The organism is Oscillibacter sp. GMB15532 (assembly GCF_041020825.1).
Lineage (GTDB): Bacteria > Bacillota > Clostridia > Oscillospirales > Oscillospiraceae > Oscillibacter.
The window spans coordinates 1-14,567 of sequence record NZ_JBEVTO010000001.1 but is presented as its reverse complement, the minus strand read 5'-3'; the positions used below and the strand labels follow the sequence as shown (position 1 = coordinate 14,567).

The window sequence follows — 14,567 nt, the reverse complement described above, 5'->3', positions numbered from 1 at the left end:
ATGCCTAATATGTCTTTGAAGAAAAACCCCATGCCCGCGCAGGACCCCAATGTCCGCAACAAGAACTATGAAGAGGTCACGCTGGGATATACCGAGGAAATGGCGCTGGACGAGGCAAAGCGCTGCCTCAACTGCAAGAACAAGCCCTGCGTGGGCGGCTGTCCCGTGATGATACATATTCCCGAGTTTATCGCCGAGGTTGCCAACGGCAATTTTGAGGCGGCGTATCAGATTATCGCCAAGACCAGCTCTCTGCCCGCCGTGTGCGGCCGGGTCTGCCCGCAGGAGAGCCAGTGCGAGAAGTACTGTGTCCGCGGCATCAAGGGAGAGCCGGTGGGCATTGGCCGACTGGAGCGCTTTGTTGCCGACTGGCACAACAACAACGCCTGCGACGCCCCCCCCAGACCCGCGCCCAACGGACATAAAGTGGCCGTGATCGGCTCCGGTCCCGCGGGCCTCACCTGTGCGGGCGACCTTGCCAAAAAGGGCTACGACGTCACCGTGTTTGAGGCACTGCACCTTGCGGGCGGCGTTCTGGTATACGGCATCCCTGAGTTCCGTCTGCCCAAGGCCATCGTCCAGAAGGAAGTGGACGGGCTGAAGGCGCTGGGCGTCACCGTCGCCACCGATACCGTGGTGGGTCGTACCATCTCCATCGACGAGCTGATGGAGGAGGAAGGCTTCGAGGCCGTGTTCATCGGCTCCGGCGCGGGCCTGCCCATGTTTATGAGCATTCCGGGCATCAACTATAAGGGCGTGTTCTCCGCCAACGAGTTTTTGACCCGTATCAACCTGATGAAGGCCTATCTGCCCGACTCCGACACGCCCATCATCCACCCCAAAAAGGTGGCGGTGGTTGGCGGCGGCAACGTGGCCATGGACGCGGCCCGCTGCTCCAAGCGGCTGGGTGCCGAGGTACATATTGTCTACCGTCGTGGCATGGAGGAGCTCCCCGCCCGTCACGAGGAAGTGGAGCACGCCGAGGAAGAGGGCGTGATCTTCAACACCCTCAATAACCCTGTGGAGATTTTGGCGGATGAGGACGACAATGTCCGCGCCATCCGCTGCATCAAGATGGAGCTGGGTGAGCCGGACGCTTCCGGCCGCCGCAGCCCTGTGGAGATTGCCGGCAGCGAGTTTGACATGGAGGTGGACTGCGTCATCATGGCGCTGGGCACCAGCCCCAACCCCCTGATCAAGAGCACCACCGAGGGGCTGGAGGTCAATCGCAAGGGCTGTATCGTGGTGAACGAGGAGGGACTTACCTCCCGCCCGAGCGTTTACGCCGGCGGTGACGCCGTCACCGGCGCGGCCACGGTGATTCTGGCCATGGGCGCGGGCAAAACCGCCGCCAAGGCCATCGACGAGCAGCTGAGCAAATAATACGGCGCTTCGGCGCAAAACGCTCATGGGGCAATGCAGGCAGTCATCAGACAACCTGTGAACCGATGGACAAGAAAAACCGAATACGGAAAGAGGCGGCGGGAACCGGAATCGGTTCCCGCCGCTGCTTTGTAGACTTAATGGAGCGGTCGGAAGAGTGCTCGTCAGGCGGAAAAGAGACAACGGGCTTTGCGCAGATATAAAAAGCATCATAAATATGTAATAGCATGCATACCCATATTGCAAAATTAAACCATTAGATTTTGTGAAAAACTAATAGTTTTGTATAAAGTGTCCGTAAATTATTGACATGGGTCTTTGAAATGATATAATTACTACAAAGTTTGTGGCAGGATGATGTGATAAATGGAAGACATGGAGACGCTGTATATCATCGGTGAATCCCGGACCAACAGCGACAATGCCATCACAAAAATGTTCGGTTCCTTTTACATGGCTTTGGAGATGGAAGCTGAAAGCGGAAAAATCGTGGATTTTAGCTGTACCCACTCTCTGGAGCTGACGGAGAAATTTCTGCGGCGCGTTTTTGTGGGGCGGTTCCTGCTGCGGGAATACGACCAACTGGAAAACGAGGTGACCCGCCGATACCACGGGTCCTCCGCCAAGGCGGTGCTCGCTGCCATGAAGGACGCTGAAAAGCGGTATCGGGCTGCGGTGGGAAAGAGCGAATCCACTGGCGGATAGATTCGGCGGGCAAATAAGTTCATAAACTGCTTTCCCTTGTGTGATATATCTTCCAATATATCAATCAGCAGGGGGAAACCCAGTAAAGATCAGAGAATTTCTCTGGTCCTTGCTGGGTTTTTGTGTTTTTTAGCTTAGAATCAGGCGGCCTGTGCCCCCTTGGGTGCGGGTGAAAGAAACCGAAAGGAGCGCGAAATGGAACTGAAGGAGCTTGTGGAGCGGCAGAAAGAACCGCTGCTGAAAACGCTGGGGGAGAGCATCCGCATCCCCAGCGTGCGGGAGGAGGATGCAAGCGGCTATCCCTATGGTGCAAGCATTCAACGGTGTCTGGAGTTTATGCTGGAAACCGGAAAGAATCTGGGCCTTCGGGTGGGCAGCATGGATCATCAGGTGGGCTGGTGCGAGGTTGGCGAGGGAAAGGAAATGGTAGCCGTCTTGGGCCATCTGGACGTGGTCCCTGCCGGAGAGGGCTGGAGCGGCGACCCATTTTCCGGTGAGGTCCGGGACGGAAAGGTCTTTGGACGGGGGTCGATGGATGACAAGGGTCCCACCGTGGCCGCTCTTTATGCACTGGGCGCACTGAAGGAATCGGGGCTGCCCCTGCGCCGCAGGGTAAGGCTGTTGATGGGCACCAACGAGGAAACCGGCTCCGCCGACATGAAATACTATCTGGCCCACGGGGGCGAAAGGCCCGTGATGGGCTTCACGCCGGACGGGGAATACCCGGTCATCAACGGGGAAAAGGGCATCGTGAACGTGACCTTCCGGTGCAGTCTGCGCCAGTCCGGTCCGGTGCGGCTTCGGAAAATTTCGGGAGGCGACGCGCCCAACGTGGTTCCCGCCTCCGCCTTTGCGGAGTTGGAATGCTCGGGTGAACTGGCGAAGCAAATCGCCGCTACAATGACGGAGAAGACGGAATGCATTCCCGTTTCCGGCGGCGTACGGATAGAAGCCCGGGGCGTGAGCGCCCACGGCAGCACACCGGAACAGGGGGAAAACGCCATTGGGCGGCTGATGTTGGCCTTGAACGGCTTGCCGCTGGAGGGAGAGCTTGCCGGGACGGTCCGTTTTCTGGCGGAGAAGATCGGCATGGAAACCAACGGAAAATCGCTGGGACTTGCGCTGGAGGATGAAATGTCCGGCGCGCTGACGTTCAATCTGGGGGTCATCTCCGGGGACGAAACCGGCCTGACCTGCCGGGTGAACTACCGCTATCCCGTGACCAAATCTCTGGCTGACTGCGGCCCGAATTTTCAGGCGGAGCTGGGCGCGGCAGGCTTTCAAGTGGAGGAGCAGACCCATAAGGAAAGCCTGTATGTCCCGCTGGAGAGCGAGCTGGTGACCACCTTACTGCGGGTATACGAGGAAGAAACGGGGTTAAACGCCACGCCGAAGAGCATCGGCGGCGGGACCTATGCCAAGGCTATGCCCAACGTGGTGGCCTTCGGTCCCATTTTCCCAGGGGACGAGGTGAGGGAGCACAAGCCGGATGAATTCATCGAGGTGGACCGGCTGATGCAAAACGCGCAGATCATCGCGCGGGCGATGTATGAGCTTGCGAAATAAGACAGGAGGAAGGATATGAAAATTACAGAGGTCCGGCTGGGACATATCTCCGTTCCCCTGCGGGTGCCGTTTAAGACGGCACTGCGGCAGGTGAACAGCGTGGAGGACGTCATTGTAGAGGTCCATACGGACACGGGTGCGGTGGGCTACGGCGAAGCGCCCCCCACCGGCGTGATCACCGGAGACACCACAGGGGCAATCATCGGCGCATTAAAGGACCACATTATCAAAACGGTGGTGGGCCGGGACGTGGATGACTTTGAGGATTTGATGATCGCCCTGAACGGCTGCATTCTCAAAAACACCAGCGCCAAAGCGGCCATGGACATGGCCCTGTGGGATTTGTACGGCCAGCTTTACAAAATTCCGGTCTACAAGCTGATGGGCGGCGCCCGGAAGAACATCGTCACCGACATCACCATCAGCGTCAACGACCCGGAGGAGATGGCCCGGGACGCGCGAAACGCCATCGAAAGAGGCTATGACTGCCTGAAAGTGAAGGTGGGCGCGAATCCGGCGCTGGATGTGGCCCGGCTGGCCGCCGTGCGGCAGGCGGCTGGGAGCGACGTGTTAATTCGTATCGACGCGAACCAGGCCTGGTCCCCCAAGCAGGCGGTCACACTGCTGAACCAGATGCAGGAGAAGGGGCTGGACATCGAATTTGTGGAGCAGCCGGTCAAGGCCCACGATTTCGAGGGGCTGAAATACGTCACCGAGCGGAGCTATGTCCCCGTTCTGGCGGACGAGAGCGTGTTTTCCCCCGAGGACGCCGTGAAAATCATGCAGATGGGCGCGGCGGATTTGGTGAACATCAAGCTGATGAAGTGTGGCGGACTGTGGAACGCGCTGAAAATCGCCTCCGCCGCCGAGGTCTACGGCGTGGAATGCATGATCGGCTGTATGCTGGAGGCCAAGGTCAGCGTCAACGCCGCGGTGCATCTGGCCTGTGGAAAGAAAATCATCACCAAAGTGGATCTGGACGGCCCTGTGCTGTGCAGTGAGGACCCCGTGGAAGGGGGCGCGGTGTTCAACGAGAAGGATATCACCGTGTCTGACGCGCCGGGCCTTGGCGTGACGGGTATCCGGGGCATCACATATCTGGACTGAGAAAATTCGCCGGGACGAGGCTGCTCCGGCGACAACGAAGGGAAGGGGGCGGGAAGCTGGGAAAAATGGGGCGCCGCGTGCGCCGAATTGCGCGTCCGGGCGGTATGGGAACCGCAAAACCGGCAACTTGAAATGAAAAGGGAGAGGACAACATGTTTACGATTACCAACGGCTTTACGTACATTGCGTTTCTGATGTTCCTGGCCGGCGGGCTGCTGGCACTGGAGAAGTACGCCAAGTGGAAAGTTTTTGGCTATGTTCCCCCTCTGGTGTGGATTTACGTGCTGAACATGGTGTTTTGCACCATGGGACTGTATGCCTCGGAGGAGTGCTCGGCGGCATACAGCGGGCTGAAAAACAATTTGCTTTACGCCATGATTTTTGTAATGCTGCTGCGCTGTGACTTCCGTAAGCTTGCAAAGCTGGGTGGGCGGATGGTGGCCATTTTCCTTGGTTGCTCCGTGACCATTGCCGCGGGCTTCATCATTGGCTATCCGATTTTTAAGGGACTGCTGGGGGCGGACACCTGGGCCGCCACCGCCGCGCTGTACGCCTCATGGGTGGGCGGTTCGGCCAACATGGCCGCCATGCAGGACGCTCTGCCAGTGGACCCCGGCGCGTATAGCTGCGCTCTGGCGCTGGATACGGTGTGCTATTCCGTGTGGATTGCCCTGCTTCTTTTCATGGTGAGATATTCCGGCAAGTGGGACAATTCCGTTAAGGCTGATACCTCCAAGCTCTCCGCCGTGGCCGAGGCGGCCAACGCCGAGGTTGCCAAGGAAAAGAAGCAGGCGAAGTCCGCCGACTGGATTTGGCTGATTGGCCTTGCGCTGTTCGTCTCTGCCATGTCCCAGAAAATCGGCCTGCTGATGAATACCGGCTTTAAGTCTGTGGGCATGAGCATGTTCGACAAGGGTACCTGCACCACCCTGTTTGTTACTGTGCTGGGCCTTGCGTGCGCCATGACCCCCATCGGAAAGCTTCCGGCGGTGGAGGAACTGTCCAACATTCTGCTGTATGCGGTGGTTTCCCTTTTGGCGACGCAGGCTCCGCTCAACGACCTGTTGGCCGCACCCATGTGGGTGGTTTACGGCGTGTTTATCCTTGCCATTCACGTGGCGCTCATGTATCTTCTGTCCAAAGTGTTCCACTGGGATTTGTGCATGGTATCCACAGCGTCGGTGGCCAATATCGGTGGCAGCGCCTCCGCGCCGATTATTGCGGTGGCCTATCATGAGTCCTACGCGGGCATCGGCGTTTTGATGGGCGTGCTGGGCGCGGCCCTCGGAAACTTTGCCGGGCTTGCCATGGGCGCGATTCTCAAGCTGATGGCATAAGTCAAAAAGAAGTAAACAATCGCTCGGCTTCCCCGAAGACGGGGAGGCCGAGCACCGGGAAAAGGAGGAAGCATGGGTATCAACGACAATTTCAGATACCTTCATATCGGCCTGCCGGAGGATGTTCTGCGCCTGAAATACTTTGGAGATTTTGCCCGGGCGGATCGCGCCGCCCTGCGGTATTTAACCGCGCCCAACACGCCGGAGCCATTGAAGCGCTGCCTGACTGCCCAGCGGGAAATGATGGCCCGTCTCCCGGCGGATTACCCTTTTACCCGGGAAGAAGCCATCGCGTTGGCGCAAGCCGCCGCGTCGGATTTCACGGCGGAGGAGTTTGACGCACTGGCGGAGGCGGGGCTGATTGACTGGATTTACATACAGGGCGTCCCCCATTATTTTAACCGTTTTTTTGACTCCCTGTGCAAAACCGATGCGGCTTATGCCGCCCGGGCCGGGATTTCTCAGGCAGGCGCGGACGGCTCAAACGCCGCCCGGGAGGGCGGCGAATCCGGGCTGGACCGCGTGGCGCGCCTGTTGGCGGAAAAGGGGGAGCTGTCTGCCCGCATCCGGTGCCGTGCGTCCCTGCGGTTGAAAGACGAGACGTTCCGAAAGGGAGAGCGGGTCCGGGCATACCTGCCCCTGCCCTGTGGCTGCGACGCGCAGAGTGAACTCCGCATTGAGCGGATTTCCCCGGAGTCCGCCCATATCTCCCCGGAGGACGCGCCCCAGCGGGTGGTGTTTTGGGAGGAGTGCATGGTGGAAAACCATCCCTTTGAGGTGGAATTTTCGTATGTGCGCACGGCGCGGTATACGGATTTAACCCGTTCGGGGAAGAACAAAGAGGAGTCCACCTACTCGCCGGAGGAATTTTTGGCGGAGGAGCCTCCCCACCTTCTGTTTACCCCGTATCTCCGTGCCCTGACGGCGGAGCTGACGGCAGGCGCGGAAGAACCGCTGGAAAAAGCCCGCAGGCTGTACGATTTTGTGACGCTAAATGTGAAATACACCTATGTCCGGGCTTATTTTGGTCTTGAAAATATTGCGGAGAATTGCGCGAGAAACCTTGTGGGAGACTGCGGCGTGATGGCGCTGCTGTTTATCACGCTTTGCCGCTGTGCGGGGATTCCGGCCCGGTGGGAAAGCGGCTGGAAGGCGGAGCCGGGCTTTTGCGGCGCACATGACTGGGCGCGGTTTTACATTCCGGACTATGGATGGCTGTATGCCGACCCCTCCTTCGGCGTGGGCGCCGTGCGGGAGGGAAACGAGGCCCGCCGCCGGTTTTACTTTGGTAATCTGGACCTTTACCGCATGACCGCTAACACTGCGTTTCAGGCTCCGTTTGACGTGCCGCAGGACCACTGGCGGGCCGACCCCTACGACAATCAGGTGGGGGAGATGGAGCTTACAGACCGGGGACTGCGGTATGAGGAGTTTGAGCGGACGAAAGAAGTCCTTGCATTTACGGAGCTGTGACGCGGTATAAAGCCAAAATTATGAGGAGGCCGCGTCGCGGCCTCCTCATGATTAAAAATGTGTTATGCATCCTCTGAGACATCCTCAGCAAGCGCCTCCCGGGAGCCTTGCAGTAGGGCTTCCTGTTCCTCCTGAGACGGCGCGGCGGGCTTACGCCGCTGGGCCAGAATCACACCTGCGGTAATCAAAACCGCGCCCGCCAGCGCCGCCGGAGAGATGGGTTCTTTCAGCGTCAGTCCCGCCGCGACCATGGTGACGAAGGGGATGAGATACAGGCAGTTGTTGGTGGGAACCACGCCCAGAAGCGTAAAGGCTCTGCCCCACAGGACATAGCACAGGGCACTGCCGATCAGCCCCAGAAACAGAATGTCGAACAGGGGAAGCGGCGCGGCCAGCGGAGCAAGAGAAAACGCCCCGCCGGGAATCGCCATGGGAACGGCGGTAATCAGACCCCAGAGCATGGTCCGCCGCGTAAGCATGATGGGGTCCAGCTCCGTCGGCATTTTTCGCAGCATCACGGAGTATGTTGCCCAGCAGCAGGCAGACAGCAGGGCGAGAATGTCCCCTTTGGGGCTGACCCGCAGGACAAACGCCCCGTTGAACACCACCAGTACCACGCCGGAAAAGGCAGTGAGAAAGCCCCAAAGCGTGTTTCGGTGCAGCTTTTCATCGGTGGTGAAGTGGGCGATGAGCGCCGTGAGAATCGGGGCGGCCGAAACAATGATACTGACGTTGGCCGCCGTAGTGTGGAGCAGCGCAGTGTTTTCCGTGAGAAAATATACCGAGCAGCCCGCAATGCCAAGGGCGGCGAAGCGCAGTTCCGTTTTCCAGGGCAGCAGCAGGGGCTGGGGACGGATGATCCACAGGGCGATGTAGGCCAGAATAAACCGCATCAGCATGATGCGGGCCGGAGTGTAAAAGGCGAGAAGCTGCTTGCTGGCGATAAAGGTGGCGCCCCACACCACCACGGTGAACAGGGCCAGCGCATAGCCCAGCGTAGCCTGCTTTGACGGTTTCATAGATTCCTCCCGCGCACACAATATAGTATCTATCACGATACCACGTTGCGCCAAAAATCGCAAGGGCCTGTTTGGCCGGGGGAGGTTGGGCGGCAGGACTTTCGGGAACATGGGCTTTGCGTACAAAATGCGAAAGCCGTCGGGGGGCAATGCCCGCTCCCCGACGGCCTCCGAAGAAGTCAGCGCTGGTTCTGCTGCTGATTCTTCTGCTGCTGATTCTGCTGATTCTGCTTCTGCTGCTGATTCTGCTGGTTCTGCTGATTTTGCTTCTGCTGCTGATTCTGCTGGTTCTGCTGGTTCTGCTGGTTCTGCTGATTGTTCTCACGGTTCTGTGCCATGCTGCACACCTCCCTTCGGTTCGCTGAGTACGAGAAATAGTCTCCCGCTTTCATCGGAATTTATGTATGCATGCTGCCGTGGCAAATAAAATTTTTCAAAAAAGACGTTGGGGATTGACAAACAGGCCCGATACTGTTAAAATAACAAAGCAAAATAAAGTGAGCCGGGTGCATCCGCTCCACCTCCCGCCATTGGCAAAGAGGTCAACACCGTACTCAGGCCGCCCACGGCGGCTTGTTGACAGGCGCATTCCGAGTTGAGGAATTGGCGCTTGTCCGGAGAGTTACGCGGATGCCCGACGGGTGCCCGCGTTTTTTTGCTATTTTTGAATGGAGGTGCTTGGACTATTAGCATGGTAGAGCATGAACTGAACGAGGCGATCCGGGACAGGGAGATCCGTTTGATCGGAGCCGACGGCGAGCAGCTGGGACTTATGCCCTCCGCCGACGCGCAGAAGATCGCCGACGAACAGGGCCTGGACCTGGTGAAGATTTCACCCCAGGCCAAGCCGCCCGTGTGCAAGCTGATGAACTATGGAAAATTCCGGTTTGAACAGAGCAAGCGGGAAAAGGAAGCCCGGAAGAATCAGCACGTGGTGGAGATCAAGGAAATCCGCATGTCTCCCGGCATCGACATCGGGGATTTCAACACCAAGCTGAAAAATGCCCAGAAGTTCATTGACGAGGGAAACCGCGTCAAAGTATCGGTCCGTTTCCGCGGACGCGAGATGGCCCACACCGATATTGGCAGAGCCTTGCTGGCCCGGTTTGCCGAGCAGTGCGCCGAGACCGCCGCATTGGACAAGACCGCCAAGCTGGAGGGTAGGATGATGTCCATTTTCCTCTCTCCCAAAACTGGTAAATAAACAGATTCTGTCAAACACACGGAAGGAGATTTCAATTATGCCGAAGCTGAAAACCCACAGTGGCGCGAAGAAGAGATTCAACCTGAGCAAGAGCGGGAAGGTGAAGCGCGCCCATGCGTTCAAGAGCCATATCCTCACCAAGAAGACCACCAAGCGTACCCGCCGCCTCCGCGCCGGCACCTATGCGGACCAGACCAATGTGGATGCGATCCGCAAGATGATCCCCTACAAATAAGATACTGAACGGTTTAGAATAGGAGGCAATTCAAAATGGCAAGAGTAAAAGGCGCGCTGATGACGCGCAAGAGAAGAAATAAGATCATGAAGCTGGCCAAGGGCTATTGGGGCGACAAGTCCAAGCACTTCAGAATCGCAAACGAGGCGGTCATGAAGTCCCTGAGCTACGCTTACACCGGCCGTCGCCTGAAAAAGCGCGACTTCCGTCAGCTGTGGATCACCCGTATTTCTGCGGCCTGCAAGCTGAACGGCATGAACTATTCCACTTTCATGCACGGGCTGAAGACCGCTGGCGTGACCATCAACCGCAAGATGCTGGCCGAGATGGCCGTCAACGACGCCGCTGCTTTCACGCAGCTGGCCGACATGGCGAAAAAGGCAGCGTAACAGCGGAATATTTCCATAAAAGCACGGAGGCGGGTATCCATTCGGATACCCGCCTCTTTTTGCGGATTCCGGTCGTCTCCGCCTGACTTGGCGAGCCTGTAAAGTTTAGCAATTGCCATATATAAAGAAGCGGCGGCTTTTCCCCAAAACGGGAAAAGCCGCCGTGCGCATACAATGCGTTTTAAAGAGCGGGACCGTCTTCCGATGTCCCGCCCTCCTGCATTTCGTCCTCAGGGGCAGGTTCCGGCTCTGTCCACTCCGCCATGGTGGCCACCAGCCGGTTGATGGGTGTTCCCAGTCCGTGGAATTTTTCCTCATAATCCGTCATTACGCCCACGGGGCCGTTTTCGTGGAGGTTTCTGGTTACCTCCGAAAGCGTGAAGCCGAATTGGGGGAATTCCTCCACGGAAAACTCAAACAAAGGGGCGTTGTCGGTTTTGAAGTGGACTTGCCCGTCCTCTCGCAGAACCTGACGGTACAGCTTCAGAAAATTCCCGTGGGTCAGGCGGCGCTTGGCGTGCCGGTTGGAGGGCCACGGGTCGCAGAAATTGACGTAGATGCGGCTCACCTCGCCGGGCTCAAAAAAAGAGGGAAGCTGGTCGGCGTTTGCGTCTACAAAAAAGACGTTTTCAAGCCCCTCTGTCCGGCACCGCTCCATGGCGACCACCATGGCGTCCGGAACCACCTCCACCGCGACAAACAGTACGTCTGGCTCTGCGGCGGCGGTCTGGGCGGTGAACCGCCCCTTGCCGCAGCCCAGCTCCACCCGCAGTTCCCGCGCGTCCGGCTTCAGCGTCCGCCACTGCCCGCGCATGGAATAGGGGTCCGAAATCAGCAGCGCTGCACACCGCTCCATGCGGGGAACCAGATTTTTTTTCTTTCTCATTCGCATCAGGATACATCCTCCCAGTTGTAAAAGCAGGCGGCGGCCCGTGCTTACCATGCCGGCGCACTGCTGTAAAATTGCATAGAAATTATAGATTCCGGGCTATTATAGCATGCTTTTTTTCCCTTGTAAATGCGGAAAACCGGGGAGAATCAAGTCCTGCAAAAAAAGACGCATATCCTGCATCTGTTAACCGCTTAACACAATCGCATAAAATTACGTAACGAATTTGTACGAAATGTAAAAAAGCAATAATTGTTAGATTTCTTCTACGATTGGGGTTGCTAATTTGAGCGGGAGAAACTATAATAAACATTGTGAGTATTTTAGCAAAGTCTGTGTTTCCAAGGGCAGGTGCCTTTAACCTTTGACAAGTATTGGAGGGGGAAGATATGGCGTTTGTAGAATTGGAGGAGCGAGCCGGAGGGGTGGCAATTCTGACCATTAACCGTCCCGAGGCGCTGAATGCACTGAATGGCGAAGTAATTTCCCAGTTAAATGAGACGCTGGATCGAATCGACCCGGCGTCTGTCCGCTGTCTGATTGTCACCGGGGCAGGGCAGAAGGCCTTTGTGGCAGGCGCGGACATTGCGCAGATGCGCGATTTGACCCAAGCGGAGGGCGAGGCCTTCGGAAAGCAGGGGAACGACGTGTTCCGCAAGCTGGAAACCCTTTCCGTGCCCACAGTGGCCGCGGTAAACGGGTTTGCTTTAGGCGGCGGCTGTGAGCTGGCCATGAGCTGCGACATCCGCCTGTGCGCGGACACGGCGGTGTTCGGCCAGCCGGAGGTGGGTCTGGGCATTACGCCGGGCTTCGGCGGCACTCAGCGCATGGCCCGGCTCATCGGTCCCGGAAAAGCGAAGGAGCTGCTCTATACGGCTCGCAACATCAAAGCGCCCGAGGCGCTGAGCGTGGGGCTGGTGCAAGCCGTTTACCACGTCGAAACGCTGATGGCTGAGGCTGAGAAGCTTGCCGGGCGCATCGCCGGAAACGCCCCCATTGCCGTTCGTGCCTGCAAGAAGGCCGTGAACGACGGCCTTGAGGCGGATATGGACGCGGCACTGCTTGTGGAAGAAAAGCTGTTTGGCTCCTGTTTTGAGACGGCGGATCAGAAAAACGCCATGACCGCCTTTGTGGAAAAGCGCAAGCCCGACCCGTTTATAAATGGCTGACCTGTCGGCCTTTATGAAATAAATCCCATAAACATGTGAAAATAATAGGAGGATTTACATGAAAGTTGCAGTTTTTGGCGCAGGTACAATGGGCAGCGGAATTGCTCAGGTTTTCGCGGCAAAGGGACACACCGCCCTTATGTATGCAAGTTCTGTCGCTTCCGCCCAGAAGCACAAGGATAAGCTGGCGGCTTCCCTGAAAAAGCGTGTTGAGAAGGGCAAGATGGCTCAAGAGGCGATGGACGCATTGCTTGCAAACGTGCTGGTGGAAGAAAAGTCCGCCTGTGCGGACGCGGATTTGATCATCGAGTGCGTCAAGGAAGAAATGGCAACCAAGAAGGAGCTCTTGAACGAGCTGGACGCCATCTGCAAGCCCGAGACGATCTTCGCATCCAACACTTCTTCTCTGTCCATCACCGAAATGGGCAACGGACTGAAGCACCCCGTCATTGGCATGCACTTTTTCAATCCCGTCCCCAGCATGAAGCTCGTGGAGATCATCCGGGGCGCCAGCACCGCGCAGGAGACCTTTGATTACATTTATAACCTGACCCGCGAGATCGGCAAGGACCCCATCGAGGTGGCCGAGGCTCCCGGCTTTGTGGTTAACAAGGTACTTATTCCCATGATCAACGAGGCCGCGGGCCTGGTGGAGACCGGCGTTGCTTCCGTGGAGGACATTGACAAGGCTATGATGCTGGGCGCGAACCACCCCATGGGCCCTCTGGCTCTGGGCGATTTCATCGGCCTGGACGTGTGCCTTGCTATCATGGAGACACTGTACAACGAAACCGGTGATTCCAAATACCGTCCCGCGCTGCTTCTGCGCAAGATGGCCCGCGGAGGTCTGCTGGGTAAAAAGACCGGCAAGGGCTTCTACGACTATTCCAAGTAAATTCAATATAAGGAGTAAGAAATATGGATTTTCATCTGTCGAACGAGCAGTTGATGCTCCGTAAGATGTACCGCGAATTTGCCGAAACTGAAGTAAAGCCTTTGGCCGAGGAGCTTGACGAGGAAGAGCGGTTCCCCATGGAAACCGTGGAGAAAATGGCAAAGCTTGGCATGATGGGCATTTATTTCCCCAAGGAGTACGGCGGAGCGGGCGGCGACGTTCTCTCCTATGCCATGTGCGTGGAAGAGCTGGCCAAGGTCTGCGGCACCACCGCTGTCATCGTCTCTGCGCATACCTCTTTGTGCTGCGCCCCCATTTTTGAGCACGGCACCGAGGAGCAGAAGAAGAAGTATCTGCCCGACCTGCTTTCCGGCAAGAAGATCGGCGCTTTCGGCCTCACTGAGCCCGGCGCCGGTACCGACGCCTCCGGCCAGCAGACCATGGCCGTGCTGGACGGCGACCACTATGTACTTAACGGAACCAAGTGCTTCATCACCAACGGTACCGTGGCCGACACCCTTGTGGTGTTCGCCATGACGGATAAGAAGGCCGGCAACCACGGCATCACCGCCTTCATCGTGGAAAAATCCTTCCCCGGCTTCTCCGTGGGTAAGCACGAGAAGAAGATGGGCATTCGCGGCAGCTCTACCTGCGATCTGATTTTTGAAGACTGCATCGTGCCCAAGGAAAACCTGCTGGGCAAAGAGGGCAAGGGCTTCAAAATCGCCATGCAGACGCTGGACGGCGGCCGTATCGGCATCGCCGCGCAGGCTCTGGGCCTTGCCGAGGGCGCCATTGACGAAGCTGTGAAGTATACCAAGGAGCGCGTTCAGTTCGGCAGACGGCTGAGCCAGTTCCAGAATACCCAGTTCCAACTGGCTGACATGCATTGCCGCACACAGGCTGCGCAGTATCTGGTGTATGCCGCTGCCTGCAAGAAGCAGCTCCATGAGGATTATTCCATGGACGCCGCCATGGCCAAGCTGTTCGCCGCCGAAACCGCGTCTGATGTGACCCGCCGCGCCGTGCAGCTCTTTGGCGGCTACGGCTACACCCGCGAGTATCCCGTGGAGCGCATGATGCGCGACGCAAAGATCACCGAGATCTACGAGGGTACTTCCGAGGTCCAGCGGATGGTCATTGCCGGTCGCCTGGGCGTGAAATAACTGAGGAGGTAGAGAGTCATGAAAATCATC

At 57.6% G+C, this 14,567-nt stretch carries 15 protein-coding genes; 13 read left to right on the top strand and 2 right to left on the bottom strand.

Going from position 1 to position 14,567, the window contains the following annotated elements:
• From gltA to ABVS15_RS00050, 6 genes are all read left to right on the top strand, one after another.
• Positions 1-1,383: an NADPH-dependent glutamate synthase gene (gene gltA, locus ABVS15_RS00075; RefSeq protein ID WP_369281770.1), complete on the top strand. Its 1,383-nt coding sequence runs from the start codon at positions 1-3 to the stop codon at positions 1,381-1,383.
• Positions 1,384-1,749: 366 nt separating this feature from the next.
• Positions 1,750-2,088: a DUF3870 domain-containing protein gene (locus ABVS15_RS00070; RefSeq protein WP_369281769.1), complete on the top strand. Its 339-nt coding sequence runs from the start codon at positions 1,750-1,752 to the stop codon at positions 2,086-2,088.
• A 195-nt stretch (positions 2,089-2,283) separates the two neighbouring features.
• Entirely contained in the window at positions 2,284-3,654 is a 1,371-nt protein-coding gene (gene pepV, locus ABVS15_RS00065; RefSeq protein ID WP_369281768.1) for a dipeptidase PepV, read from the top strand.
• A gap of 15 nt (positions 3,655-3,669) precedes the next feature.
• Positions 3,670-4,761 (top strand): dipeptide epimerase, encoded by a 1,092-nt coding sequence (locus ABVS15_RS00060; RefSeq protein ID WP_369281767.1) that lies wholly within the window; start codon positions 3,670-3,672, stop codon positions 4,759-4,761.
• A gap of 152 nt (positions 4,762-4,913) precedes the next feature.
• Positions 4,914-6,098: a DUF819 domain-containing protein gene (locus tag ABVS15_RS00055; protein ID WP_369281766.1), complete on the top strand. Its 1,185-nt coding sequence runs from the start codon at positions 4,914-4,916 to the stop codon at positions 6,096-6,098.
• A gap of 72 nt (positions 6,099-6,170) precedes the next feature.
• On the top strand, positions 6,171-7,571 hold the full coding sequence (locus tag ABVS15_RS00050; protein ID WP_369281765.1) for a transglutaminase-like domain-containing protein: 1,401 nt from the start codon (positions 6,171-6,173) through the stop codon (positions 7,569-7,571).
• Between the two features lie 62 nt (positions 7,572-7,633).
• Here ABVS15_RS00050 and ABVS15_RS00045 read toward each other — a convergent pair whose 3' ends face one another.
• Positions 7,634-8,590, bottom strand: a complete 957-nt coding sequence (locus tag ABVS15_RS00045) for a DMT family transporter (protein ID WP_369281764.1) — start codon at positions 8,588-8,590, stop codon at positions 7,634-7,636.
• A gap of 116 nt (positions 8,591-8,706) precedes the next feature.
• On the opposite strand from ABVS15_RS00045, the gene ABVS15_RS00040 reads away from it, so the two are divergent.
• The 4 genes from ABVS15_RS00040 to rplT all read left to right on the top strand — a co-directional run bounded on the left by ABVS15_RS00040 (position 8,707) and on the right by rplT (position 10,418).
• Positions 8,707-8,955, top strand: coding sequence for a hypothetical protein (locus ABVS15_RS00040; protein ID WP_369281763.1), 249 nt, complete (start codon positions 8,707-8,709; stop codon positions 8,953-8,955).
• A gap of 326 nt (positions 8,956-9,281) precedes the next feature.
• Complete coding sequence (gene infC / locus ABVS15_RS00035; RefSeq protein WP_293010199.1) at positions 9,282-9,794, top strand: translation initiation factor IF-3; 513 nt, start codon at positions 9,282-9,284, stop codon at positions 9,792-9,794.
• A gap of 37 nt (positions 9,795-9,831) precedes the next feature.
• A complete protein-coding gene (gene rpmI, locus ABVS15_RS00030) occupies positions 9,832-10,029 on the top strand; it encodes a 50S ribosomal protein L35 (RefSeq protein WP_294855725.1) in 198 nt (65 codons plus the stop codon).
• A gap of 35 nt (positions 10,030-10,064) precedes the next feature.
• Positions 10,065-10,418, top strand: a complete 354-nt coding sequence (rplT, locus tag ABVS15_RS00025) for a 50S ribosomal protein L20 (protein WP_369281762.1) — start codon at positions 10,065-10,067, stop codon at positions 10,416-10,418.
• A gap of 181 nt (positions 10,419-10,599) precedes the next feature.
• On the opposite strand, the gene trmB is transcribed toward rplT, so the two are convergent.
• Positions 10,600-11,304, bottom strand: coding sequence for a tRNA (guanosine(46)-N7)-methyltransferase TrmB (gene trmB / locus ABVS15_RS00020; protein WP_369281761.1), 705 nt, complete (start codon positions 11,302-11,304; stop codon positions 10,600-10,602).
• Positions 11,305-11,696: 392 nt separating this feature from the next.
• Here trmB and ABVS15_RS00015 point away from each other — a divergent pair, with 392 nt between their 5' ends.
• From ABVS15_RS00015 to ABVS15_RS00005, 3 genes are read left to right on the top strand one after another with little or no spacing between them, the layout of a single operon-like run.
• Positions 11,697-12,476 carry an enoyl-CoA hydratase-related protein gene (locus tag ABVS15_RS00015; RefSeq protein WP_369281760.1) on the top strand — a complete coding sequence of 260 codons (780 nt, stop codon included), beginning with the start codon at positions 11,697-11,699 and terminating at the stop codon, positions 12,474-12,476.
• 58 nt (positions 12,477-12,534) lie between these two features.
• Positions 12,535-13,371 carry a 3-hydroxyacyl-CoA dehydrogenase family protein gene (locus ABVS15_RS00010; protein ID WP_369281759.1) on the top strand — a complete coding sequence of 279 codons (837 nt, stop codon included), beginning with the start codon at positions 12,535-12,537 and terminating at the stop codon, positions 13,369-13,371.
• Between the two features lie 23 nt (positions 13,372-13,394).
• Entirely contained in the window at positions 13,395-14,537 is a 1,143-nt protein-coding gene (locus tag ABVS15_RS00005) for an acyl-CoA dehydrogenase (protein WP_294855720.1), read from the top strand.
• The last annotated feature ends 30 nt before the right edge of the window (positions 14,538-14,567 follow it).

What these genes read in the sequence shown, in the direction of transcription:
- gltA (WP_369281770.1), top strand. Translation starts at nt 1, where the DNA reads ATGCCTAATATGTCTTTGAAGAAAAACCCCATGCCCGCGCAGGACCCC.
- ABVS15_RS00070 (WP_369281769.1), top strand. Translation starts at nt 1,750, where the DNA reads ATGGAAGACATGGAGACGCTGTATATCATCGGTGAATCCCGGACCAAC.
- pepV (WP_369281768.1), top strand. Translation starts at nt 2,284, where the DNA reads ATGGAACTGAAGGAGCTTGTGGAGCGGCAGAAAGAACCGCTGCTGAAA.
- ABVS15_RS00060 (WP_369281767.1), top strand. Translation starts at nt 3,670, where the DNA reads ATGAAAATTACAGAGGTCCGGCTGGGACATATCTCCGTTCCCCTGCGG.
- ABVS15_RS00055 (WP_369281766.1), top strand. Translation starts at nt 4,914, where the DNA reads ATGTTTACGATTACCAACGGCTTTACGTACATTGCGTTTCTGATGTTC.
- ABVS15_RS00050 (WP_369281765.1), top strand. Translation starts at nt 6,171, where the DNA reads ATGGGTATCAACGACAATTTCAGATACCTTCATATCGGCCTGCCGGAG.
- ABVS15_RS00045 (WP_369281764.1), bottom strand. Translation starts at nt 8,590, where the DNA reads ATGAAACCGTCAAAGCAGGCTACGCTGGGCTATGCGCTGGCCCTGTTC.
- infC (WP_293010199.1), top strand. Translation starts at nt 9,282, where the DNA reads ATGGTAGAGCATGAACTGAACGAGGCGATCCGGGACAGGGAGATCCGT.
- rpmI (WP_294855725.1), top strand. Translation starts at nt 9,832, where the DNA reads ATGCCGAAGCTGAAAACCCACAGTGGCGCGAAGAAGAGATTCAACCTG.
- rplT (WP_369281762.1), top strand. Translation starts at nt 10,065, where the DNA reads ATGGCAAGAGTAAAAGGCGCGCTGATGACGCGCAAGAGAAGAAATAAG.
- trmB (WP_369281761.1), bottom strand. Translation starts at nt 11,304, where the DNA reads ATGAGAAAGAAAAAAAATCTGGTTCCCCGCATGGAGCGGTGTGCAGCG.
- ABVS15_RS00015 (WP_369281760.1), top strand. Translation starts at nt 11,697, where the DNA reads ATGGCGTTTGTAGAATTGGAGGAGCGAGCCGGAGGGGTGGCAATTCTG.
- ABVS15_RS00010 (WP_369281759.1), top strand. Translation starts at nt 12,535, where the DNA reads ATGAAAGTTGCAGTTTTTGGCGCAGGTACAATGGGCAGCGGAATTGCT.
- ABVS15_RS00005 (WP_294855720.1), top strand. Translation starts at nt 13,395, where the DNA reads ATGGATTTTCATCTGTCGAACGAGCAGTTGATGCTCCGTAAGATGTAC.